The following is a 21,537-nucleotide window of genomic DNA, read 5'->3' as shown; positions in this document are numbered from 1 at the left end:
AGTCTTTTCACCACCCTAAGCGGACGTTTCGCCCCTCGACGATGCCTCAACCCCGCGAGCTCAATTCGTTGGCCACCGGACTTGCTTGGCGGGACCGATGGTCTCGATCTCGTCGGTTAGGACCAAGCCTGAAAACCGGGCCGGAATGGCTTCCAGTTGGCGTGCGTGGGTCAGCCCTGCCGTGCGGCCTTTGCCAACGGGACCGGCGATCATCACACGGCTATCGACCGCGTCCGCGCGCGCTATCAATCGGTTAGGCCAGCCCCAATAGAGCAGTCGCAGGTTCAGCGGGACAATGATGAAGTTGCGATGACAGGCGTGCGGCATGTATCCGCTCCATCCCATCGCCAGATATTGGGCCGCACAATGCTTGGCGCGCTTCTTCGTCAAAAGTATCGCGCGCGGCGCCAGCGCCAGGACTCTATCCCCGGCCCGACCGTCAGCCCATATCCAGAGGCGCTCGTCGGTGGGTCGCCCGCGCGCCCTCAAGTAGGCGATCAGCCTGTCGGCTTCGGTAGGATCGTGGCTCTTCATGTTGATCAGAAACTGGCGGTCAGGAAACGCCCGGAACACCTCGTCGAGCGTCGGCATCAGGCCAACGCCCTTTCCGCGAAAGGGATAGCTGCGACCCTGGTCGGCGGTGTAGCCGTAACCGACGTCGAGTTTCTTCAGCGTCGACATCGTTTGATCGCGCGTGACGCCTTTTGCGTTCGTGCGGCACTCTAGGGTCCAGTCGTGGAAGACCGCGAACTCCCCATCGGTCGTGGGATGGATATCCAGTTCGACCACCGACGCTCCTGCCGCGAAGCTCGCCGCCATCGAGGGGACCGTGTTCTCCAGGTATGGGTTCGTGGGCGGGTTGATCCGCGTCGCCGTACAGGTGTCCTGAGACAATCCCTCTGCGCTGAAGGTCTGGTGGATGCCTCGGTGCGCCAGGATGCGCAACTGTCCGTGCGGCGTGGGCGCCAGCCACGAGGCGTTGAGCAGCGCCAGGCCGCCTAGGAGAATGACTACACCGCCTGCCACAACCGACCTTAGTTTCATTACCCACCGACCTCGCATCGGTTCAATGCGCCAGCGTAACCCCGACAACGTCCGCGACCCACCCGACCGTCTCATCCACGCAATGATCGGTACGTTGGCTCATCTGCGGGCGGAGCGGGCCCAGCGCTCGAAGGTGCGACGTTGTTCGTGACGATCTCCGACAGCGAGGGCGCGGAAGCGGTTGAGCGGATTCAGTCCATCGGCTGAATCGGTCGACGCTCGCTGCTGAACTCGGCTAGCGGTTGGGCTGAAGCGGCGCCGCTGCGCCAGAAGCCGCCGTCCCGTGGTCGACTGAAACTGGAGGCTGATGGACCTGTTGATCACCAATTCCGAAGCGCTGGCGGCAACATCGCCGCAGAGCAATAACGGAATGCTTCGCCCGCACCGCCGCGACGGAGTGTGAAGGTGAGGTTGTCCTGGATGTCGATGGTCGCCTTCTCGATCGACCGAGGCCCAGGACCTTGGCCAGCATCGATGCACGATTGCTCGAAGTCGTACGAAGAACCGCGCTTGGCCAGCACCTTGATCCGGCAGGCATGCGTGTGGGCGCCGCTCAGGCCTTCCCCATCGTAGCGACGCAGGGCGGCGTTTGGCGGATCGCTGCAGGAAATATCGGCGGCGACGAAGATGCCGTGCTTGAGCGGCAAGCTGCCGCCCAGGTCGCGTGCCGGCTTGATCGGCACGTCGCGCTCGGAAGCGTCCTGAGCCGTTACCGCGGCCATAGCCGGATCAGCGCGGGAAGCGGGTGCCTTGGGCGCGTCCTGTGTCGGCGCGCTCGGTGGCGCTGCTGCCCTGCCGCCCGCATCCGAAGTCGGCAACGCGGGAGCAGTGGAACGTTCGTCACAGGCGGCTAGCGCCAGGACCGAAAACAGGCTGACGGCGGCGGCTCGAAACAGCATGGGGCTTCCTAAACGGTGTGCGCTGGCGGGCGCACGCTGCTTACGTCGCCAAGTGAGGCGCCAAGTGACGTATGGCGAGATCATCCAGCTCAGTCTGCGCCGTTGCCCGGGTCGTCCGCGGTCGGATCATGGGTCGCGTTGGTTTTCTTGTTGGGGTCGAGCTCGGGCGGCGGCGGCGCCTCCTGGCCAGCGGGTCGTTCGCCAGCAGGCGAATTTTCTGACGTAGGCGTTGCCGTGTTGCTGTCGGTCATGGCGGTCTCCTCTCCCGCCCCAATTCCTGACAATCGGAAAGGCTCCCGGCGATCGAGCGCCGCCGAAGGGCGCGCCGGCGCCGCCACCTGGTCGTCAGGGGGGCTGTCAGGTCGCCTTTGATAACATGTGACTGGCCGCTTCCTGGCTGCTTTGCAGGCAACGCGTGAGGCTCGGCAAGCGCGCAGCAAGCCAATGGTCGCCGAATGGAGGCCTTGCTGCACGAAACGGGCGACAAGCTCACCCGCGCTCACGACCTGGCCAAGGCAATCCACTACATGCTGCGGCGCTGGCCATCGTTCGTCCGCTTCCTCGCCAACGGCGGGGTCTGCCTCAGCAACAACGCCGCCGAGCGTGCGCTGCGAGGCATCGCCCTGGGCCGCAAGTCTTGGCTGCTCTGCGGCTCGGATCGCGGCGGCCAGCGCGCGGCGGTCCTCTACAGCCTGATCGTCACCGCCAAGATGAATGACGTCGATCCGCAGGCTTAGCTCGCCGACGTCCTGGCACGGATCGCCAGGCATCCCGCTCAGCAGATCGACGAGCTGTTGCCGTGGATTTGGCGGGCCGGCGCCGCACCGGCGCGGGCGGCCTGACGCTCCGCAGGGAATATCCGGACGTTGGCGGGGACCTTCTTTCCTGTACCGGCGCTGGCGCTCAATTCCGGACGCGATCCATCGCGGACCTTGAGCATGTCGGATGACGGGGCTTGTGGCCTGCTGCTATCGTCGAGTTATGAGCGCGGCTGATGCAAAGATCAGGTTGGCCTGCTTGTGGATCGCGGGGTTCACAATAGCCGCTTCGGTGACGTGCATCTTGTTCGCACCGGCGCGAGTCATTCTTGTTCCGGCCACGATTTTTGTTGGCGGGACAGCTCTACTCCAATTTCTCAGAATGCTTTTCAGTCGACCATTTCGTCAGGGCATCAAGGAAATCGCTGACGAAATGGATGGCGGCGAACCTTGGCCAGGAAAATTAAAGAAGTTCCTCGATCCCGACTGGGGTCTACTCGGAAAACGGGTTGGTTCACCAGCGCTGCTCTGGGTGAGAGCCGTGCTCCTGCTCGGAGTCATTCCTATTTTTACGATAGAAAGCTTCACGGCAGCAGGCGTCATCGGGCTGTGGATGGCGGGGTCGTTTATCTCCATGGAGCTCAGCTTGCTGCATGCAGGGCTCCCGATACACCGCGGCTACGCTGACTCCGCATAACATCCATTCTCCATGTCGGCCTGAGCAAGAGTTTTGCGCTGAAGCCGAGCCACGAGGTGGGCCAATGGCAGGAACCCATGTGTGGACGCCCCCTTCAGCGCAAGACGGATTTTGAAGCTCTGACGCTCGATCGGATGCTGCCATCTGTCCGGCTTGTTGTGCGCCCTTGAGCGCTGGCCCGTATGGAAGTTCGCGGATCAGGTCCAAATCACCCATAGCGTGCTCAAGAGGCAGCTTCCGCCCAATAGCCGCGCGCCTGGAAGCGCAGAAGGCAAAGACTCGCGCTCCTTAACGCTGGGCCCGCGGTCCTGGCCCTCACACCGCAACAAACCTGTAGCCGGCGTGTTCGTCCCAGCCGCAGACCCTCATCAGGCTCTCGACAACCCGCCCCCCAGGCGCGCGGCGCAGAAACACGATCAGGTCGATCGCCTGGCCGAGGGCGCGATGCGGCACGGTCTGGCTGACTTCGCCGATCAGATCTTCCAGTCGAGAGAGGGCTTCGGCCGCGCTGTTGGCATGAAGAGTCGCAAGACCGCCGGGATGCCCGGTGTTCCAGGCCTTAAGCAGATCCAGCGCGCTGCCGTCGCGCACCTCGCCGATGACGATCCGGTCGGGCCGCAGACGCAAGGACACCTTGACGAGGTCGGCCATGGTCACCGCCGGATCGGCGCGTCGGGTCAAAAGCGCCAGTTGGTCTTGCGCCGAGCATTGCAGTTCGGCGGTGTCCTCGATCAGGATCACCCTATCGTCAGCGAAGGCCGGCAGCGCCAGAACGGCGTTGGCCAGGGTCGTCTTGCCCGATCCGGTGCCGCCGACGATCAGGATGTTCTCACGCGCGGCGGCCGCCTCGACCAGGATGCTGGCTTGGGCCTGGGTCATCACAGCCTGGTCGACATAGTCCTCAAGCGAGTAGATCACAGCTGGGCGCTTTCGGATGACGAAGCACGGTCCTGCCGAGACCGGCGCATAGATCCCCTGGAAGCGCTCGCCGCCCGGCAGGGTCGCGCTTATCAGCGGTTGATCGTGGGTAACGACCTCTCCGGCGTGATCAGCGACCAGACGCAAGATCCGCTCGGCGTCGACCGGGCTCATCGTCGCCCCGCTATCCTCGCATCCGCGACCGGCGCGCTCCACCCAGATCCGGCCATCGGCATTGACCATGACCTCAACGACGTCGCTGGCCGCCAGCGCGGCGGCGACGACCGGTCCGAACGCCTGGTCCAGAGCCTCGGACTTCCTCGCCGCCGTCACCGCGTCACGCGTCACCATCGTCAGTCCTCGAAGCCAAAGGTGAGATCGGCCACCGACAGCGCCGCGATCGGCGGCGACGTGGGCGCGGGAGTGGGGGGCGCGGCCTGTAGCGGCCGGCCGTACGGCGCGACAGCGCGCACGCCGAGCCAGTCGATCGGCGGTGGGCCGGGCTGTCGAGCGTCTCGGGGGTCTGGACGAACACCGCCCGTTCCCCGGCGAAGAAATTTCGGGTTCGCGCCGCCAGCGCCGGCTCATCGTAATAGCGCAGCTTGTCGGTGACGAACGGCTTAGCGTTGTTGACGAACAGGAACTGCTTGTCGGCGCCGAGCGCGCGCACGTCCTGCTCTGCGAGGATATGACGCTCGACCTCTGCCTGGTTGCGGCTGCGATGGCCCTTTCCGAAGGCCAGCCGCGGATCGCTGAAGCTTTCCCGCATCTCCAGCGCCCGGCCCGCCCGCTTCACGACCCGTTCGATGCTGGTCGGCTCGGAGGTCGCGAACGCCGCCGTCACATGGCAGTTGTCGAAGATCGAGGTGTGGATCCCGTAGTATTTGAAAACGTCGTTGAACGACTGGCAGATCAGGTGCGCGGCGATGCCGTAGCCGGCCATCTCGCCGAGGGCGTTTTCCAGGAACGGCAACGGCCCAAGCTTTGCAAACTCGTCGAGCATCTTCAGCAAGGGATGAAGCTTCTGGCGGCCGCGACTGTCGGTATCGACGTTTTCCATCAGGCTGTTGAGGCTCTGGCGCAGCATGACCCGCACCAGGAACGACAGGCGGTCTGCGTGGGCCTGCGGGGTGATCAGATAGAGGCTGACGGGCGCTTTGGCGCAGACCAGATCGCCGATGCAAAAATCCGAGGTGCTCGTGGCGTGGCACACCAGGGGATCGGCCCAGAGGGCCAGCGACTTCTGCGCGGTCGCCAGGACGCTGGAGCGGACCCGCGGCTCCATCGCCCGGAACGCCGTGGCGCCGAGCCAGACCTCGGGATGGGTCTCGGCGATCCGCGCGCCATCGGCCCCGCGCGCCAGCCCATCGCCCGCGACCGGGTCAGGCTTCCAGCGGTGCTTGGTCGCCAGCATCGCGTCCAGGGTCGGTTCGATGTCGATCAGCAGCCGGCGGACGTGGGCCAGCGTCTTGTGTTCGTCCGCCTCGGCATAGAGGCAATGCAGGATCACGCCGGTGAAGAAGTTGGCCGCGCTCTGGTCGAAGAAGTCGAGATTGCCACCCTTCAATCCGATCGGGTCGACGAGGATGCCGACGATGTTCTGGATGTCGGCGATTTCCATCGGCCCCTTGCGCACCTCGAACAAGGGGTTCCAGCGGGCGGTGTTGGGATCGGTCGGGGCGAAGTAGAAGGTGTGCGAAAAGGTGCGTCGATGGTCGGCGGTGATGTGCCAGAGCTCGCCCTTGCGATCGTAGGCGAAAAGGCTTTCACACCAGCTGACCATGGTCGGCACGACATGACCTGCGCCCTTGCCGGACCGGGACGCGCCGACGATGACGCAATGGACCAGAGAAGCGATGGCCAGGGCCCGGCCGCGCAGGCGGCCCAGCAGGCGGTCGGTCTTACGCCCGGCCGACACGAGGCCGGCGCGGCGCGCATCGGCCAGACTTCCCCAAGCGCCGCGCCCGAACGGCTTGGGTCGGGCCACGAACCGCCGGGTCAGACCGATGACCACCAGCAGCGGCCAGACAAACACCCCCAGGCCGATAAGGGCGGCCTGGTCGAAAGCCCGCGGATAGGTCTGGGCGTAGCGCCCATACCAGACCAGGAAGGCCCAGGGCGGATAGACCCGCGCCGTCGCCAGTTGCGCCCATCCCGGACCGAAGGCGGCGGGGTAGCCGAACCGATAAGCGGCAAGCTGTGTGGCCACGGCCGCGCCCAAAGCCAGACCCGTCAAACACAACAGCAAGATCGCGAGCGCCTTGGGGCCCCTGACCATCCCTCGCCTCCCAGCCCCCATCAAGGAGTCCAGCAAGGCGCGCCGCCGCGGGCAACCCGCCAATTCTAGGGGGCGCGCCGCAGGCACGCTCAAGGTCCGACCGCCCTGCGGAGGCCTAGCGGTCGAGTCCGGACCGCTCCTGTCCGGGACGCGGGGCCTTGCCGCGCGCCAAGTCCATCACCTGCCGTAGGGACTTTTGCTGCTCGGCGACGGGGTGCTTGGCGATGGCCTCGACTACCCGGCGATCGACCTCGCGCACCGCCTGGCTGACTCCGAGGCTCATCGTCTCGGGCGCCACAATATTGGCCTCGCCCAGCGCCTGGGCCACCAGCAATCGCGTGCGCGTGCGCGCCACCACCTCGATGCGCTTGTCGGCGCGCCGGATCTTCCGCTCCATGGTCCGCCCCGCCCGGCGCGCGGTCTCGGCGGCCTGCTTTTCCGGATCGAGCCGCGCGGCCAGGAACGCGCGACCTTCCGGTCCCCGCAACCAGTCACGCCGCACCGCGTAGCGGATCTCGGCCAGTCGCGCCGCCTGCCGCGCCCGCGCCAAGGCGTTCAGCTCCGCGTGCGCCGCCCAGATCATCCGCGCCGGACTGCGCAGCCAGCGTACAAGGGTGGCCCGCCGGGCCCTACCCGTGGCGATGCGGCGCTCAATGGCGTCCAGCCGTCCCTTGGCCTGCGCCCGGGCCGCCCCGGCCTCGGCGAGGATCTCGTGGACGATATCGCCCGCGCGCGGGGGCGCGGGACGCTGGAGCCCCTCCAGGTCCCGGGCCCACCCATCGCGCTCGCGCACCATGCTGGCGTGGATCGCCTCGAACTCACCGATCACTGCCACGATCGGATAGGGGCCACGGACCAGCCCCTTGGCCATGCGATCCTCCAGGTCGCGGATCTTGCGCGGCCCTTGGGTCCGCGCGCTGTTGCGCGCCTCGATCCGGCGATTGATCTCGCCGCGATCGGATGGCTCGCCGCGCCGTTCCATGCCCGAGGCCGCCGGCCCAAGATGGATCGTGGGCTCCTGGTCCTGGCCCCGCTTGTCCAGGCTCAGATGATCGACTTGCGGGGCGTCCGGCCCGAGGTGCCGGCGCAGATGAAGGTTCTGGATCGCGCACCATTCCAGGCGCAGGGCCCGCACCGCCTCGGGATTGTCCCACTCGCGACCCTTGAGGCCAAAGCCGTCTGGGGTCAGCCGGCGCGTGGCGACCAGGATGTGGGCGTGGTGATTGCGCTGGTCGCCGTGGACGTCGGGATCGTGGATGGCGTAGTCGGCGATCATGCCGCGCGCCACAAGGCTCTGGGCCACGAACGCACGCACCAGGTCATGGCGCTGCTCGTCGGAAAGCTCGTGCGGCAGGGAGATCAGCACCTCGCGGGCGGTGCGCGAGTCCGCGCGCTTGTCGGCCGCTTCGGCGGCGTTCCACAGCGTTTCGCGATCCTGGAACCGGCTCGGGGCGTCCTGCGGCGCCAGGAGGCCCGAGAACACCACCCCGCCCTTGGCGGTGTAGTCAAAGGTCATCTCCAGGCGCGTATCGTGAAGGCTCGCGGCGGCGCGATAGGCAGCCGCGGCGACGGCTGATCGGCCGTCCGCCCGCTTAATCGCCTGCACTTCGAGCCGGAACTGGGCCACGTCTTTCCTCGTCTCTTCGCGCCTCGCGCTCGGGATCGCTAAGGGGTTTGCCCCTTGGCTGCCGACGTCATTGCGATGACGCCGGCGGCAGGCATTACTCGCAATGCATAACTGCGCCCTTGTCACTTACGCCGGTTGAGGGTTACGCTCCTCCCCATCCGAAATCAACCCGCCGCCCTCCCGTCCCCCTTCAGTCCCCTCCGCCCATGCCCGCCGCCGCCGTCCGACCCCGCCGCCGCGCCGAGACCCCGCAAGCCCGGTCTCGCCGTCTACAGGCGCTCGAAGTCACCCTGGCCGATCGCGAACATCGAGCCCGCGAGGCGTTGTCGGGCCTGCGCGGATCGCTGCCCCGCAACCGGGGCCATGTGACCCCGCTGGCCCGTATCGAGGACGACGAAGAGCGCCTGGCCGTCTGGCGCGCCCGTGTCGAGCGGCTGGAGGCCCTGCTCGACCAGACCGAGCGCAAGCGCGAGACCCGCGCCAAGATCGTGCTGGGCACGAGCCTGCTGGCCGAGGCCGCCGCCGATCCGGACGATCCGCTGCTGGCCCGGCTGATGGCCATCGTCGACAGCCGTGTTCATCGCCCCCGTGATCGCCTGGCCATCGCAGAGACCCTGGGTCTGGCGATCGCGCCGGTGAAGGCCCGCGAGGTTCCCGCCCTGCCGGACTTCGACGCCCTGGCCGCGGACCGACTGGCGCGCGAGGCGCACGGCGCCGAGCCGAAGCCCTCCGCCCGCCGGCGCAAAAAAGGGGGCTGACGCCCCCTCCCCTACCCCCGGGTCTCCGCGTCCCAGCGGTCCATCATCGCGTCCAGCGCCGCATCGCATTCGGCCTTCAGCTGCTGGGCGGTCTTGCCGTCGGACGGGAAGTCGACCGCGATGGCGTCCAGGCCCAGATGGTCGAAAGTGATGGCCCAGCGCCTGTCCGGGGTCTTGGCCGCCACGCCGTGCTCGGCCAGGGCCACGTCGCGATCGTCGGTCCACCGGCGGATGAACCCGCCCCGCGCCAGGTAGAGCGTCACGCTATAGCGAGGCTGGCCGCTGGCCCGGTGGGCTTCGATCAGGTCGTGGTCGATCAGGTCGAATTGGTTCGAGAAGGACATGGGACACTCCGCTTTCCCGACGCTCCCTTTGAGCGCCTTTGTCCCTTTGGTCCTGTCGGGCCCCGGCCCGTCACGGCAGGGCGCGCGCAGCGCGGCCGGAGGGGAACCCGCGCCAGCGGGTTGACGGGATGGGTGACAGGATACGATGGGAAGAGGCGCCCCCAGGCTCGGTAGGGCGGGCGACGTCGCCGCCAAGACGCGGCGGCGGCGAGGGCCGTCAGGCCCGAGAGCCCGTCCGGGCCCGCCGGTCGGACGCAGGGCCGACAGGCGCCAAGGCGTGTCCGCCATCGGCGGCCGCCCGCGCCTGGGAGGACCGCGCGCGGGGCCTTCCAGTCGGGGTGCGCGCCGCGAGGCCGCGCCCCCGGACGCTCTGGGGCTTTCGGCGCAAAAAGGGGCCCAAGGCCCCCTGCGATCACGCAAGGCGATCGCGATCGCGCGCGGCCGCGATCTGGTCGGCATAGGCAAGTTCCAACGCCAAGGCCTGCTCTGCCCAAACCCCGTGGGCCTCGATCACGTGGCGATCGAAGGCCACGCCCTTGTCGACCCAGCGACGCGCCGCCTTCAGACCGAAGGCTTCTAGGAGAGCGGTGATGAACTGGTTCATGATCAGAAACTCCGTCTGGCCGCTCCCATCGAGCGCCTTGTTCTCTTCACGCCTGTCGGGCCCCGGTCCGTCACCGCAGGCCGCGCGCCGCGCGGCCGGAGGGGAACCCGCGCCAGCGGGTTGACGGGCTGGGTGACAGGGTATGCTGGGAAGAGGCGCCCCCAGGCTCAGTAGCCGAAGCCGCGCCGTCGCGTGTCGACGGCGACGAGCGTCCTTCGGGCGCTCGCCAGCGAGGCGGGCCCTGCGCCAGACGCGCGCCGACCGGGACCTGGCGCGCTCGCGCCGGGACCGCCGAGGCAAGCGGGCCAGGGCGACGCCGTCGGGGATCCGCGCGCTCGCGCTGCGGCCCCCGCCGATCCGACGCCGCCTAGCGCCGCGTCTCGGCGGCTTGGCCATTCGACAGCACGAAGATGCCGCGGCGAGGATCGGCCATCTCGGTCGTCCCGGGCGCGCTCACGTTCGGCGCGAAGATCGGATCGGGCTCTGGCGCCGCGCGCAAGCCTGGCGCCGGGGCGCGCCAACCGCCCGTCGCAACGTAGAACGCGTGGTCGCGGATCACCGTGGTTGGCGTCGCGCCGCCAAAATGCACCCGCCGCGCCGACACGGTCCCGGCCGCCGCCCGCGCCGCGACGACGCGCGGATTCTGGAACCACAGAGCGCCGCCGGTCGGGTCGGGCGCGCGGCCCTCCAGCACCAGGTTGATCAGGGTGTCGATGCGCGCCCGCTGGATGGGGGTGGCCGGCGGCAAGGACCGCCAGTCGCCGCCGGCCCGCAGTACCGGCTCAAACTGGGCGCGGGCGTTGACGACCGCGTCGATGCTGGCGCCCCAACGCTGGTCGGAAAGGCGATTGAGAATGGTGCAGACAACCGCCAGCAGGCCGCTGTCGCCCTGATTGGCCGCCTCGGCCCAGGCGACCCGGGCGATGGCCTCGCGCGCCCCGGGCGCGCCCACGGCGGCGGCGAGCGCGCGACGGGCGTTGTCGCCCGGCTCCAAAGCCCACGCCGTGCCCGCCTGCAGCGCCAGGAAGGCCGCCAGAACCCCAAAAGCGCGCCCTGCCCGCCTCATGACCCTACGACCCACAAAGGGGCGTACACGCCGAGAATTTCAGCCCGGCGCACGGGACCATAATAGCGACTGTCGAAACTGTTGGGGATCCGGCTTGAGAAGACCATGACCTCGTCACGAGCCAGTCTCCGACAGCCGCGCCAGCGTGGCAGGCGCCGGCCGCCACGGTCGACAACCGCGACCGGACCCAGGATCCGCCCGTCGACCGACAACGTGGTTCCCGCACAAGCCAGCGCCCCGGGTCCGGCCGCCACGCCCTTGAGGATGCTGCCGCGCGCCCGCCCCGGCTGCGCGGCCGCCAGATAGTTGGCGGCCGCTGGCGGCGGACGAAAGGCGATCAGGGCGCCGACCGACGTCCCGGCCGCGACGCGACGGTAGAGGCCGGGCGGCTCGCTGGGCGAGGTGTTGAGGAGCAGGATCGGCGCATCGAGCACGGCCGCGCCCAGCGCCAAGGGCGCAGGAAGCAAGGCGGCCAGAACGATGGGACCCCAAGCGCGCATACGCCAAGCCTGTCGACCCCGCGCCGCCGGCGCAATCCCTCAGATTTCGGGGGGGCCGGCCTGGAGTGGCAAGGGTGTGGTTGCCGATCGGGTCACCGATCCCCCGTGAGTTGCCACGTGGCAACTTCATCGCCGGGGACCGCCCAGGACCCTAGCATCGAGGGTCGGCGACCATGCCGGCGGGCGGAGTTGCCACGTGGCAACTTCACCCTCGCAGATCCCCAGGACGCCACGATCGACGGTCGACGACCATGACGACGTGGAAAGTTGCCACGTGGCAACTCGCCAGCGGGCATTGAAAAACCCCGCCGGATGACCCGACGGGGTTTCAGTGACGCGATGCCTTGGGCGCTGGGCCCTAGGCGCTCGGCCGTAGCCTGGCCAACTCCGCTTCGAGGGCGGCGACGAAGTCGGCGTTCGAGGCCCCGGCGTCGAGCGCCAGTTCCAGCACCGCCTTCGTGGACCCTTTCGGCTTGATCGTGAACAGGGTGACACCTCCGACCTTAACGACCCGCGCCTCGGCCGGCGTGGCCGGCGCCTCGGTCTTGCCCAGGCCCGCAGCCCGCAGGAGGGCGATGACCTTCACCGGCTCCAGATAAGGCGCGTTGGCCTCGCGACGCTTGGCCTGGTCCTCGCCCAGCCGCTTGGCGGCGGCGATGACCCGGGCCCGCTCGGGGTTTTGCGCCAGCACCGACTTGAGGTCGCGGGCGTGCTTTTCCAGGACCTGCAGGTGGTCGCCGAACGCGGCGACCACCTCGGCCGGCAACCGCCCCAGGTCGAGGAACTTCGACAGCCAGGCCTTGGTGACGTCCAGCCGCTCGGCCATGCGCGAGGCCACGCCGCCGTAGTAGAGGTCCATGGCGCTCAGATAGTCGACGGCCCGCTCATAGTCGGAAAGGTCGCGACGGGCGCGGTTCTCGACATCGGCCAGACGGAAAGCCTGCTCGTCGGAGAGCTCGCGCTCCTCGATGAGGTACTTGATCTCCCGGTGCTCGACCGCGCGCAAATAGCTCACCGCCCAGTGGCGGCGGGCCCCGGCGATGACCTCGTAGTCGAAGTTCGGATCGTCGGTGACCCGGCGCACGATGGCCGGGAACTCCTGCTTGCCCTGGGCCCTCAGGCCTTCCAGCAGCTCCCCGCAGGTCTCGGGGGTGAGCAGCTCGTATTTGCGATTATGGCGCGACCACATCCGGCAGCGGGCCGGATCGACGAGCCGCAGGGTCTTTTCCTGCAGGTCGCCCGAGGCCAGGCGCGAGAGGCCCAGCATGCGGTCGTTGACCCGCGGCGGTATGGCGGCGGGCGCGGGCGGAGCCGGCGCCGACACCGGCTCCGCCGCCGGGGCCGGACCGGTAACCATCGGGGGATTGGTGACCGCCGGGGGCGGCGGCGCATCACCGATCAGATTGCCCAGGATGTTGCGGTTCTTGCTCGTGGTCGACGCCATGGGTCCTCTCCCTCCCCTAGCCGACGCCCAGTCGGCGAAGATCAGCACGGTGGCTGGGCCAGGCCTTGCGGATCAGGATCTCGATCTCGCCATTGAGACGATCGAGGTTGTTGCGGCAGCGCTCATGGACCCGTCCGCCGCCCGACACCTCGTAGACGGTGCGCAGCTGGACGTTGGCGTTGTCGATCTCGGCCGAGTCCAGCAGCGAATTGGTCAGCATGTCGGAGCCGAACACCGTCGCCATCACCTCGCGGATCTGGAGGTGGGCGCTCTTGGCTTCGTCGACCTTGGTGGCGACCACGCGCAGGAACTCGTAGCCACTCTTGCTCAGCCCGTACTGGTCCAGGACGCCGACGGTGTCGACGATCATGCGCAGAAAGTGGGCGGTCGAGGCGAAGTCGACGGTGGATGGCGGCGTGGGGATTAGCAAGGCGTTGGCCGCCCGCAGCACGGCCAGCGAAATCATGCCTAGCGCCGGCGGCGGATCGAGTAGGACCACGTCATACCGGTCGGCAATACCGGCTATACCGTTGCGCAGGCGGTCGAGAAGCTCGGGCTTACCGCGCATACGGGCGGCCGCCTCGTATTCGGCCTGGTAGAGCCCCAGATTGGCTGGGATCAGGTCGATGCCGGTCCAGGCCGTGGGGCGGATGGCGTAGTCGAGCGTCGGCTCGCCGCCATGCCAGAAGAACGGCAGCAGGGTGTGGTCGTCGTCGATGTCGATGTCCGGGTTGAAGCCGAACACCGTGGTCGAGGAGGCCTGGCTGTCGCAGTCGATAATCGCGACCCGATAACCCTTTAGCGCCAGATATTGCGCGATGTGGCAGGTCAGGGTGGACTTGCCCACGCCGCCCTTGAAGTTCTGCACCGCCAGAACGATCGGCGGGTCGCCCTCGGCCCGGCGCGGCCGGGTGCCGAAGAGATCGCGCATGGCGTTGACCTCGGCCAGGCTATACCCTTCGCGCCGGCCGCTCTCGGTCATACGCGGCGTGGGCAGACGGCCTTCGGCCTCGGCCTGCCGTATGGCTTCCGGGGTCCTACCGACCATCTCGGCGGCCTTGCTGATGGGAAAGCGCGTGTCGACGATCTTCTCGATCCCCGGCGCGAACACCGAGGCCCGCAGGCGGGTGATCACGTCATCGGCGCGTGCGGTCAGATTGGTCAGCGCATCGAGCAGCACGGGCCCGGTGGCTTCGGTCGCCAAGGCGGTCGCGTTCATCACCCCTCCACTTTGCAAATTTCGATGAGACTAGACGAATTTTGCAAAGTTGTCGGTGCAGAGCGTAAACAAAAGCTTAAGCCGTCAGCGTCGCGTCGAGCCCCCAAAGGCTCGCGACGCGTCGCGCTGGCAAAGCCTCTCAGCGCGCCGTTAGAAGAGATCGTTATGGGAGGAAGTTAAAGAGGTTAAGCCGCCTCGGAACGCTCACCAGGCCTTGTGGCACAAGGCGTTGCGCAACCCCTCGGTCACCAATCCCCCGTCACCTCGGTCACCGTTACCCCGAAGCGCCGGTCACCGTTCCCCCGTGGAAAAGGTCATCAATCCCCCGAGGGCCGGGCCCGGCGCTCCAACAGCGCATCCATGGACAGGGCGCGGGCGTCTTCCTGGGCGCGCCGCGAATCGGCCGCCGCCAGAGCCTCCAGCTCGGCCTTGATTCGGGCCCGTTCGGCCGCGTCCCGGCGGATGAAGTGGACGGCCGCCTCGCCGTCCTTGGTGGTGGCGTGGCTCAGGGCGTAGTCGGGCAGACCGTCGGCGGCGATGATCTTCTTCAGCAGATAGGTGAACTGCTTGAGCGGCCCCTCGCTCCCCGACTTTTCGTGCAGCAACTTGACCCGGCAGGTCCAGCCGCCCGGCTGGTCGCCGGCGTGCTTGCGGGCGATGCGGTAGATCGCCCGCTCCAGCCCGCCGGTCAGCAGGAAGTAGTCCGGATGCAGGGTCAGCAGGGCCCGGTCGCGCATCAGGCCCTCATAGACCCAGTTGGACAGGGTCAGGGTCAGGCCGCGCGGCGCGCCGGTGACGGGATCGGATTCCAGGGTCCACTCGTCGAGCCAGCCGAACTGGGCGCGCTTGTTGCGCTTGGGCGCGCGCAACGAGGTCTCGATCGTCGTCGACTGCAGCCGCTCCAACGCCGCCTGCAGCTCGCGATAGCCCGTGCCGCCGGTGTCGCGGTGGATGGCCTTGAGCAGGTCGTAGGAGGTGGTGCGGATGGTGCGCGGGATGTCGTTGTCGCCCCGCTCGCGCAGCTTGTTCAGGTGCGAGGTCGCCCAGATCAGGATGTCGGCGTCCCAGATGGTGGCGATGCCGAACTGGGGATTAGCGCTGACCCGCACCGACACGTCGCCGTCGGGGCTGACATATTCGATGGGCTTGAGGCGCTTGCGTTTGCCCAGCGAAAAGAACGGCCGCTCCATCAGCTCGCGCTGATCCTTCCACGCCAGGTCGGCGACCTGGGGGATGAAGAGGTCGAACTCTTGGTTGCGAATCGCGCGCTTGGACATCGCGCCATTGTGCGCTGAGCCGGAAGGCGACGCAAAAAGGCCCTGCCCGACCGGCGCGGCGCAAAAGTTGCCACGTGGCAACTTTCCCAGCGGGCCACGTCCTCGCCATCGTCGCGTCGCCCTCGAAGCAAGAAGTTGCCACGTGGCAACTTCCTCAACCGGCCGCACGCCGTCCCCTTCTCGCGCGCCTTCAGAACCGGAACCTCGAGAAGTTGCCACGTGGCAACTCGCCCGCCTCGCCGCCTCCGGCTCGGGGGATCAGTGACCGCAACGGCCCGCCCCGATGGGGGCGGGCCCGCCGGGTCAGCCTTCCTCGCCGGGCTCGGGATCGGGGTTGGTCTCGGGTCGATCCAGCGACTTCAGCTCATGGCCCGGGCCGGCGACGACGATCTTGGTGAAGTAGTGCTCCTGGCCGTCCTTCTCGTAACGCTCGTTGCGGATCTCGCCCTCGACGAAGACCTTGGCGCCCTTGGGCAGGACCCGGCCTTCCAGCCACTTCACCGTGCCGGGGCTCCAGATCTCGACCTGGTGCCAGGTGGTGAAGTCCTGCCGCGCGTTGTCCTTCTTGGCGTAGCGGCTGGTGGCCACCCGCAACACCGCGTATTTGCGGCCCTTCGCCGTGCAGCGGATCTCGCTTTCGGCGCCGGTGAAGCCGATCAGTTGAGCCTTGTTCAGCATGGTCTTTCTCCGTCTCCCGCCGGGAGAAGCCCAGGCGGTCCGCGGCCCTCGCCGCGATCACGGGCCCTGGCAGGGCGGGGAGCAGGGAGGGCCCAGGCCCGCGACGGCTGGAAGCCAGCCTGCACGCAGCGCAGCGCAGGAAGGCCGGAGGGTCCGGCCAAAGCGCCTGGCAAAGCCAGGTCGGCTTGGACCCGGCCCGCCCCGCCCTAGGGACGACGTGATCGATCGCGGCGAGGCTGCGCGCCCGTCCGGACCTTCCCGCCCGGAGCGGCGACTGACGCCCTGTTGAGCACGCTCATTCCCCGGCTTGCCGCTCCGCGCGCGAGGACCCTGCACGCCGAAGAACAGTCTGGCGACGCGCCCCGGTCGCCAACGCCACGCCTTGGGCACAGAGAACGGCCGTCCCGCCATCACCAGAACGGACAACGGCCCCAAACGGAGGAGGCGGCGAAGGCGACCGCCGCCCCAAAGCCGAGCCGGCGTGACGGCGTGCGATTCAGCGCCGCCACGAAACCGCTAGGGCCCGCCGCAACCTCGTCGGCGACGGCGCGAAAGATCGCCTCAAGAACGAATCGCCAACCGCTACCGCTCGTGGAGGCTCGCCCGGACGCCGCAATATCTGGGTTTGTGTTCCGGGTTCATTCCCGCCAAGTCGGCGCGGCGACGCTCGGTCGCCGCGCCAACGCGCCACCTCAGGCCCGGGCCCGGATCGCCACCCAGCGGCGACCGCAATCCTCAGCCTTCTGGCCCAGGTTCTGGGCGGGCCCGAAGGGCTTGCCCTCGCCCCGGCGGCTCGGATCCAGGCTGGCCGCCAGGGTCAGGATGCAGACCGGCTCCAGCGCCAGCAGGTCGTCATTGGCCCGGAACGGCGCGGCCCGGCCGTTGCGGTTGAAGTCGGGCTTGGCCAGCACGAGCTTGACGCCCTTCTGGCCGGCCCAGTCGATGGCCAGCGCCTCGCCGCCCTTGGCGCCGCTGGTGGCCAGGGTCATGTCTGGCCAGGTCTCGCGCGCCCAATTGAGGGCGTCGAAGATGCGCCCGGCGTCCAAGGCGGTGTCGGCCAGCGGAGAGGCGCGAAACGCCACCACGGCCGCGCCCGGGTCCACGGCCTGATGGCGGCGCGCCTTCATCGCCCGGATGGCCTCGCGGGCGGCCACCTGACCGGCGGTGATCCGCGAGGGACGCACGCTGCCCTTCCACGGCGTCCAACGCTCGCCCGTCGCCACCCGGTAGGTCTCGGCGGCGGCGTCCCGGACGAGGTCGACGGCCAGGACCGCGACGTCGGCCGCCCGGGTCCTGGCGGTGACGGCCTGCAGCTCGGTGTCGGCCACCTCCGAGGCGTCGAAGTCCCGCAGCAGCCGGTTGATCTCGTCGCGCCCGCGATCGGCGTCGCGGTCGAGGCGCTGGGAGGCCGAATGGAAGGCGCCGATCAGGGCCTCGCACAGGACGGCCTGGAAATCCTCCAGGGCGGTGTCGCCGACCAGGTCGAGCAGCTCGGTCATCAGGACCTGGCCCAGCTGCACGAGGGCGGCCTCGGGCGGATGGGGGCGCGGGTCGCCCAGGTCGATGGCCTGGGCCTCGAGCGGGGTCAGCGGATCGGGGAGGGGAGGGGGCTGGAAGGTCATGGGATGGCTCCGGTCTGGGGTCGAGGAACGAGCCCTTCGGCTCGCGACCGTCCCCGCGCCGACGACCGGCGGCCGCCGCAGGGGCTTTGAGCGCAGCGTCCCTTGCGGCGGCCGCAGGACGGTGGCGAGGTCGCTCGAGCCGCAAGGGCCGGCCCCGACGCCCAGCAGCCCCGCCCCGGACCCGCCCTGGCCCCAAGCGCTTCAGGCCGATCGCCGAGCCGATCGCCCCAGGTCGGGCGCAGGCGCGGGGTGATGGACCCGCGCGCGATGGTCCTCGCAATAGGGCCCAACCCGGCCGACCGTTCGGGCCACCGGCGCGCCGCACAGGCTGAACCCGGCGGTCTTGGGATCGCCGATCGCCCATCGGCAGGCGCCGCGGGGCAAGACGGCCAGATCGGCGTCCCGGCCCACCGCGTCGACCGGCGGCGCGGCGCGCGGACGCCGCGACACGGCCGGGCCGGCGGGCGAGCCGTCCGGTGGCCCGGGCGAAGGTGGGGCAGGGGAGGGAACGCGCCGGGGGCGCTGCGCCCTAGGCGGTGTGGTTGGGCGACGACCGGGCGGGGAGGGCGGCTTGCGGCCGGCCCAGGCGATGGATCTTGCCGAGGACGGCGTTGCGGGTCGTCGCGCCCAAGGCCAGGGCGATCTGGCTGGCGCTCAGGCCTTGAGCCAAGAGCGCCTTGAGACGCTCGACGCGCCCCTCGGTCCAGCCCGAGCCGGCAGAAGAGGCGGCGGAAGCAGGCGACATGACGGGAAACTCCACGGTGCGCGCCCGATCGGCGCGCCCGCCTCCGCCCTGAGTTTAGCCTTTCCCATCCCCCTAGTTTTCGGGTATTGCAGCGCACCCATTCACAATCTAGCGTTTTATTTGCAACTCAGTCGCTCTTGCCTGTTGTCACGCCCCGCAGCAGGCGGTGACCATAAGCCAACGGCTGGGCCGGGTGGTCGACGTTATGTCCAAGCCTTCGGGCCGAAGGCGTCGCGCGCGCGGTTCACGCGGTCTCAACACCCGGCTTTGCGCAGAGCGCCCGTCCAGGCTCCGCCCAAGCCCATGCCTAGCCTCGCGTCTCAGCCACCAAAGTCAGGTCCGCCCAGCGGCTGGTCAGGCGATCACGGTCGGCCGCCGCCAGCGGCAGGTCGGCCATCGCCGCCGGCCAGGTGTCCAGCGCCCGCTGCACCGTGGTCTTGACCTCCTTGCGGATCCAGGTCGGGTCCAGGCGCAGGAAGCCCGCGGCGCGGTCGAACTGGTGCAGCGACAGGCTGGAGAACTTGTGGATGCCAGCGAAGGGCAGGGCCAGGGTCTCGTCGCCATAGAGCGTGGTCGGGACGATGTCGTAGGCGGGCGACAGCCGGATCTCCCCGGGCGCGGGGAAGATGAACGACCAGTTCTTCAGGTGGTTGTCGCCATTGCCCAGCAGCACGTCGACCACTAGGCGGCGAAAGCCCTCCAGGACGTCGCCGCGCCAGTCGGTGGAAAAGCGCTGGATCATACGCAGGACCGTCTCGCTGTTGCCCTTGGTGTATTTCTGGTCGCCGACCGCGCCCAGAATCTGGGCCATGTCCTCGATGTGGATGCGCCGGCCGTCCTCGGGACGGTCGAAGCGCTCGACGGCCAGGGCGTGGTCGCCAACGATCAGCTCGGCCGGCACGTCGACGATGGCCGCCCGCTCGATCAGCTGGAACGGGGCGGTGCGCACGCCGGCCAGGCCGGCCAGGGTCATGCCGGCGAACTCGGCCTGGGGCAGGGAAGGGTATTTCTCGCTGTCCAGCTTGACGATGTAGCGGCCCTCGCCGGCCCTCGCTGGGGCGGCGAACTTGTCCTTGCGCAGGCTGGTGGTGAACTTCAGCTGCACCCCGGCCAGAGAGAACTTGACGAACCCCTTGGGCACGGGCGCGCGAAAGCCCGCTACGCTGGCCAGGTCCAGCGGGCCGGGCGCGTCCAGGGCCTCGGCGTTCTCGGGCACGACCATCACCGCGCCGGCCAGGTCCGCGCCCAGGCGGGTGATGACGTCGAAGGAGCCGTGGTCGCCCGGGCCCATCTCCGCGGCGACCAGCTCACGCAGGGCGCCTTCCGGCAAAACCCCCTCGAACCAGGGCGGCAGCCCGCCATAGAGGGCGATCTTGTCAGTGCGCATGGCCAGGCGGGCGCGCGCGGCCTCCGGATCGGCGCCCACCCAGCTTAGGCTGAGGATCGGGCGCTGCTCGTCGCGCAGATAGGCCTCGTCGGGCACAAAGGCCGTGGCCCCGACCGCGTCACGCGACAGGGTCCCCACACGCACGGCCGCGCCGCCCGCCTCGAACAGTTGCACGCCCAGCACCGCCGCCGGCTTGGCCATCAGCGGCGCTCCCGATCCGGCGAGGTCCGCCCCGGCTCATTCCCGGACGCCTCGTCCGACAGGTCGACGAACAGATCGTCGAACATCGAGGCCTGTTGGGGATGGACGGCGCGCCGCGGCGTCGCGGCCACGACGTCCTCCACCCGGGCCAGGGCTTCGCGCGGCACGGCCACCAAGGCCAGGTCCAGGGCGTCGCAGACCTCGGCCAGCAGAGACAGGCGATCGCGGCCGATGCGGTCGCGCAGCAGGTCGGTTTCCAGCTCGGAGATGCGCGGGACCGGCCGGCCAACGCGCGCGGCCAACTCGGCTTGGCCAAAGCCCCGCCGACTCCGCGCCGCACGAATGGCCGTCCCGATGGGCGGCAGGAAAGGCTCTCGCATACGGATATCCGTAAATTTGGCGTCAGATTACGCATATGCGTAATCTATCCAGTCACCAACGTCGAGCTGGAAATTACGGATATCCGTAATATTGGCCCGTACTTACGAATATCCGTAAGACACAAACGGTGTGGTTGCCGCCCGGAAGCCAGGACCCAACCTCGCCAAGACCAAATTACAAGGGCCCGCCAATCCAGCACATGAGGCCTTAGACTGGGGCGGCCCTAGATGAAGAACGCCGAGCCGCGGCCGGCCCCGACGGCGAACCCTCCGGCGGCTGCGGCGGACGCGAAGCCGGGGAGGGGAGCCGACGGCGACGCTGGACCCTCGGTGGTATGGTGGCGCGCCGGCCGGGCGGGGAGGGGAGGGGGCTTGGGGCGGCCCCGCCGCCTGGAGCCCAGCCGCAGGAGGTGGACACCCCGCCCAGACCCCGTTGAGGCGCGTGGCCGTCCGGTCGCGCCCCAAATAGGCCTGAGCGGCGCCGGTTTGCCCCTTCAGCGCGTGCAAGGCATACTGAGGCGATCTTGGGGCTGTGGCAGCCGCCCGATGGAGACGTCATCTCATGATCGTAGCGTTGACGCGCCGGATCGCTCGGATCGCGCTTGCTGGCGCCGCGGTCATCCTGCTGGGTGTCGGTCTGGTGTGGTTGGTCGTGGTGATCGGCGGCTATCCCGCCGGTCTGAAAATCGAGCCTGGCCACTTCTTCGCGACGCTTCAATCGCTGGCGGTGTGGTCCCTTTGCGCGGTCGCTGCGAGCTGGATGATCCTGCGCTGGTACGGCGTGGACAGGCAAACGCGCTAGCCCGAAAGCCAGGGGCGCGCTCATCCTGACCGCGGGCCGCAAGCTAGAGCCCTTCGCGCTAGCCGGCGCGAGCCTGGCTGGGCTCCAAACCGCACGCTCGGGGCAGGTGGGCGCCGGAAGTGTTCGGCCAGATGGGCCCTAATGTGGTCCGCGCCTTTGCGCCACAGCAGCATAGGCTACGGCGACATCCGCGGCGGCGTCCATGTCGCGGGTGATCCGCTCAACCGTTGGGCCCAGATCACGATAAGCACGGACCGGCTCTATGCATCAGACGACATCAATCCCACAT

The 21,537-nt window shown here is 68.7% G+C and carries 22 protein-coding genes and 1 pseudogene; 4 read left to right on the top strand and 19 right to left on the bottom strand.

Annotated elements, in window-relative coordinates; translation table 11 throughout:
* Positions 1 to 60 precede the first annotated feature (60 nt).
* From AC1RR5_RS20205 to AC1RR5_RS20195, 3 genes are all read right to left on the bottom strand, one after another.
* On the bottom strand, positions 61 to 1,044 hold the full coding sequence (locus tag AC1RR5_RS20205; protein ID WP_492924367.1) for a glycerophosphodiester phosphodiesterase family protein: 984 nt from the start codon (positions 1,042 to 1,044) through the stop codon (positions 61 to 63).
* Between the two features lie 320 nt (positions 1,045 to 1,364).
* A complete protein-coding gene (locus tag AC1RR5_RS20200) occupies positions 1,365 to 1,943 on the bottom strand; it encodes a hypothetical protein (RefSeq protein WP_492924365.1) in 579 nt (192 codons plus the stop codon).
* Positions 1,944 to 2,032: 89 nt separating this feature from the next.
* Positions 2,033 to 2,194 carry a hypothetical protein gene (locus AC1RR5_RS20195; protein WP_492924363.1) on the bottom strand — a complete coding sequence of 54 codons (162 nt, stop codon included), beginning with the start codon at positions 2,192 to 2,194 and terminating at the stop codon, positions 2,033 to 2,035.
* A 213-nt stretch (positions 2,195 to 2,407) separates the two neighbouring features.
* Between AC1RR5_RS20195 and AC1RR5_RS20190 the strand changes: the two are divergent.
* Together AC1RR5_RS20190 and AC1RR5_RS20185 are read left to right on the top strand one after the other, a co-directional pair.
* Positions 2,408 to 2,785, top strand: a pseudogene (locus tag AC1RR5_RS20190) (IS66 family transposase).
* Between the two features lie 103 nt (positions 2,786 to 2,888).
* Complete coding sequence (locus tag AC1RR5_RS20185) at positions 2,889 to 3,398, top strand: hypothetical protein (RefSeq protein ID WP_492924361.1); 510 nt, start codon at positions 2,889 to 2,891, stop codon at positions 3,396 to 3,398.
* 315 nt (positions 3,399 to 3,713) lie between these two features.
* Here the strand turns inward: AC1RR5_RS20185 and trbB are convergent, their stop codons facing one another.
* The 3 genes from trbB to mobQ form a co-directional block, all read right to left on the bottom strand.
* Positions 3,714 to 4,667, bottom strand: a complete 954-nt coding sequence (trbB, locus tag AC1RR5_RS20180) for a P-type conjugative transfer ATPase TrbB (RefSeq protein ID WP_492924359.1) — start codon at positions 4,665 to 4,667, stop codon at positions 3,714 to 3,716.
* Positions 4,654 to 6,594, bottom strand: coding sequence for a type IV secretory system conjugative DNA transfer family protein (locus AC1RR5_RS20175; protein WP_492924357.1), 1,941 nt, complete (start codon positions 6,592 to 6,594; stop codon positions 4,654 to 4,656). Before AC1RR5_RS20175 ends, trbB begins: the two co-directional genes overlap by 14 nt.
* A gap of 115 nt (positions 6,595 to 6,709) precedes the next feature.
* Positions 6,710 to 8,221 carry a MobQ family relaxase gene (mobQ, locus tag AC1RR5_RS20170; protein WP_492924356.1) on the bottom strand — a complete coding sequence of 504 codons (1,512 nt, stop codon included), beginning with the start codon at positions 8,219 to 8,221 and terminating at the stop codon, positions 6,710 to 6,712.
* Positions 8,222 to 8,427: 206 nt separating this feature from the next.
* On the opposite strand from mobQ, the gene AC1RR5_RS20165 reads away from it, so the two are divergent.
* Positions 8,428 to 8,979, top strand: coding sequence for a hypothetical protein (locus tag AC1RR5_RS20165; protein ID WP_492924354.1), 552 nt, complete (start codon positions 8,428 to 8,430; stop codon positions 8,977 to 8,979).
* Positions 8,980 to 8,990: 11 nt separating this feature from the next.
* Here the strand turns inward: AC1RR5_RS20165 and AC1RR5_RS20160 are convergent, their stop codons facing one another.
* The 13 genes from AC1RR5_RS20160 to AC1RR5_RS20100 all read right to left on the bottom strand — a co-directional run bounded on the left by AC1RR5_RS20160 (position 8,991) and on the right by AC1RR5_RS20100 (position 20,446).
* Positions 8,991 to 9,323 (bottom strand): hypothetical protein, encoded by a 333-nt coding sequence (locus AC1RR5_RS20160; RefSeq protein ID WP_492924352.1) that lies wholly within the window; start codon positions 9,321 to 9,323, stop codon positions 8,991 to 8,993.
* Between the two features lie 412 nt (positions 9,324 to 9,735).
* Positions 9,736 to 9,927, bottom strand: coding sequence for a hypothetical protein (locus AC1RR5_RS20155; protein ID WP_492924350.1), 192 nt, complete (start codon positions 9,925 to 9,927; stop codon positions 9,736 to 9,738).
* A 367-nt stretch (positions 9,928 to 10,294) separates the two neighbouring features.
* Positions 10,295 to 10,993, bottom strand: a complete 699-nt coding sequence (locus AC1RR5_RS20150) for a cell wall hydrolase (RefSeq protein ID WP_492924348.1) — start codon at positions 10,991 to 10,993, stop codon at positions 10,295 to 10,297.
* Positions 10,990 to 11,493 (bottom strand): S26 family signal peptidase, encoded by a 504-nt coding sequence (locus tag AC1RR5_RS20145; RefSeq protein WP_492924347.1) that lies wholly within the window; start codon positions 11,491 to 11,493, stop codon positions 10,990 to 10,992. The genes AC1RR5_RS20150 and AC1RR5_RS20145 overlap by 4 nt, the downstream gene beginning before the upstream one ends.
* A gap of 358 nt (positions 11,494 to 11,851) precedes the next feature.
* A complete protein-coding gene (locus AC1RR5_RS20140; RefSeq protein ID WP_492924345.1) occupies positions 11,852 to 12,937 on the bottom strand; it encodes a ParB/RepB/Spo0J family partition protein in 1,086 nt (361 codons plus the stop codon).
* A 16-nt stretch (positions 12,938 to 12,953) separates the two neighbouring features.
* Complete coding sequence (locus tag AC1RR5_RS20135) at positions 12,954 to 14,156, bottom strand: AAA family ATPase (protein WP_492924343.1); 1,203 nt, start codon at positions 14,154 to 14,156, stop codon at positions 12,954 to 12,956.
* Between the two features lie 317 nt (positions 14,157 to 14,473).
* Positions 14,474 to 15,433 carry a replication initiator protein A gene (locus AC1RR5_RS20130; protein WP_492924341.1) on the bottom strand — a complete coding sequence of 320 codons (960 nt, stop codon included), beginning with the start codon at positions 15,431 to 15,433 and terminating at the stop codon, positions 14,474 to 14,476.
* Positions 15,434 to 15,736: 303 nt separating this feature from the next.
* On the bottom strand, positions 15,737 to 16,111 hold the full coding sequence (locus tag AC1RR5_RS20125) for a single-stranded DNA-binding protein (RefSeq protein WP_492924339.1): 375 nt from the start codon (positions 16,109 to 16,111) through the stop codon (positions 15,737 to 15,739).
* Between the two features lie 692 nt (positions 16,112 to 16,803).
* On the bottom strand, positions 16,804 to 17,733 hold the full coding sequence (locus AC1RR5_RS20120) for a DUF2493 domain-containing protein (protein WP_492924337.1): 930 nt from the start codon (positions 17,731 to 17,733) through the stop codon (positions 16,804 to 16,806).
* Positions 17,734 to 17,934: 201 nt separating this feature from the next.
* The gene (locus AC1RR5_RS20115) at positions 17,935 to 18,324 is read right to left on the bottom strand and encodes a GcrA family cell cycle regulator (protein WP_492924771.1); all 390 of its coding nucleotides are present in this window, start codon (positions 18,322 to 18,324) and stop codon (positions 17,935 to 17,937) included.
* Complete coding sequence (locus AC1RR5_RS20110; RefSeq protein ID WP_492924335.1) at positions 18,263 to 18,478, bottom strand: GcrA family cell cycle regulator; 216 nt, start codon at positions 18,476 to 18,478, stop codon at positions 18,263 to 18,265. Before AC1RR5_RS20110 ends, AC1RR5_RS20115 begins: the two co-directional genes overlap by 62 nt.
* 307 nt (positions 18,479 to 18,785) lie before the next feature.
* Positions 18,786 to 20,066, bottom strand: coding sequence for a type II toxin-antitoxin system HipA family toxin (locus AC1RR5_RS20105; protein ID WP_492924333.1), 1,281 nt, complete (start codon positions 20,064 to 20,066; stop codon positions 18,786 to 18,788).
* The gene (locus AC1RR5_RS20100; RefSeq protein WP_492924331.1) at positions 20,066 to 20,446 is read right to left on the bottom strand and encodes a helix-turn-helix domain-containing protein; all 381 of its coding nucleotides are present in this window, start codon (positions 20,444 to 20,446) and stop codon (positions 20,066 to 20,068) included. The genes AC1RR5_RS20105 and AC1RR5_RS20100 overlap by 1 nt, the downstream gene beginning before the upstream one ends.
* A 562-nt stretch (positions 20,447 to 21,008) precedes the next feature.
* Between AC1RR5_RS20100 and AC1RR5_RS20095 the strand changes: the two genes are divergently transcribed.
* The gene (locus tag AC1RR5_RS20095) at positions 21,009 to 21,248 is read left to right on the top strand and encodes a hypothetical protein (RefSeq protein ID WP_492924329.1); all 240 of its coding nucleotides are present in this window, start codon (positions 21,009 to 21,011) and stop codon (positions 21,246 to 21,248) included.
* The last annotated feature ends 289 nt before the right edge of the window (positions 21,249 to 21,537 follow it).

The organism is Caulobacter sp. GW821-FHT11E11, from assembly GCF_058808315.1.
This window is presented reverse-complemented; position numbering and strand designations above follow the sequence as displayed.

Coding starts and splice junctions, on each gene's coding strand:
- AC1RR5_RS20195 (WP_492924363.1), bottom strand. CDS start 2,194: ATGACCGACAGCAACACGGCAACGCCTACGTCAGAAAATTCGCCTGCT.
- trbB (WP_492924359.1), bottom strand. CDS start 4,667: ATGGTGACGCGTGACGCGGTGACGGCGGCGAGGAAGTCCGAGGCTCTG.
- AC1RR5_RS20110 (WP_492924335.1), bottom strand. CDS start 18,478: ATGTCGCCTGCTTCCGCCGCCTCTTCTGCCGGCTCGGGCTGGACCGAG.
- AC1RR5_RS20160 (WP_492924352.1), bottom strand. CDS start 9,323: ATGTCCTTCTCGAACCAATTCGACCTGATCGACCACGACCTGATCGAA.
- AC1RR5_RS20155 (WP_492924350.1), bottom strand. CDS start 9,927: ATGAACCAGTTCATCACCGCTCTCCTAGAAGCCTTCGGTCTGAAGGCG.
- AC1RR5_RS20175 (WP_492924357.1), bottom strand. CDS start 6,594: ATGGTCAGGGGCCCCAAGGCGCTCGCGATCTTGCTGTTGTGTTTGACG.
- AC1RR5_RS20185 (WP_492924361.1), top strand. CDS start 2,889: ATGACGGGGCTTGTGGCCTGCTGCTATCGTCGAGTTATGAGCGCGGCT.
- AC1RR5_RS20125 (WP_492924339.1), bottom strand. CDS start 16,111: ATGCTGAACAAGGCTCAACTGATCGGCTTCACCGGCGCCGAAAGCGAG.
- AC1RR5_RS20135 (WP_492924343.1), bottom strand. CDS start 14,156: ATGAACGCGACCGCCTTGGCGACCGAAGCCACCGGGCCCGTGCTGCTC.
- AC1RR5_RS20165 (WP_492924354.1), top strand. CDS start 8,428: ATGCCCGCCGCCGCCGTCCGACCCCGCCGCCGCGCCGAGACCCCGCAA.
- AC1RR5_RS20145 (WP_492924347.1), bottom strand. CDS start 11,493: ATGCGCGCTTGGGGTCCCATCGTTCTGGCCGCCTTGCTTCCTGCGCCC.
- AC1RR5_RS20105 (WP_492924333.1), bottom strand. CDS start 20,066: ATGGCCAAGCCGGCGGCGGTGCTGGGCGTGCAACTGTTCGAGGCGGGC.
- AC1RR5_RS20120 (WP_492924337.1), bottom strand. CDS start 17,733: ATGACCTTCCAGCCCCCTCCCCTCCCCGATCCGCTGACCCCGCTCGAG.
- AC1RR5_RS20100 (WP_492924331.1), bottom strand. CDS start 20,446: ATGCGAGAGCCTTTCCTGCCGCCCATCGGGACGGCCATTCGTGCGGCG.
- AC1RR5_RS20150 (WP_492924348.1), bottom strand. CDS start 10,993: ATGAGGCGGGCAGGGCGCGCTTTTGGGGTTCTGGCGGCCTTCCTGGCG.
- AC1RR5_RS20200 (WP_492924365.1), bottom strand. CDS start 1,943: ATGCTGTTTCGAGCCGCCGCCGTCAGCCTGTTTTCGGTCCTGGCGCTA.
- AC1RR5_RS20205 (WP_492924367.1), bottom strand. CDS start 1,044: ATGAAACTAAGGTCGGTTGTGGCAGGCGGTGTAGTCATTCTCCTAGGC.
- AC1RR5_RS20130 (WP_492924341.1), bottom strand. CDS start 15,433: ATGTCCAAGCGCGCGATTCGCAACCAAGAGTTCGACCTCTTCATCCCC.
- AC1RR5_RS20095 (WP_492924329.1), top strand. CDS start 21,009: ATGATCGTAGCGTTGACGCGCCGGATCGCTCGGATCGCGCTTGCTGGC.
- AC1RR5_RS20140 (WP_492924345.1), bottom strand. CDS start 12,937: ATGGCGTCGACCACGAGCAAGAACCGCAACATCCTGGGCAATCTGATC.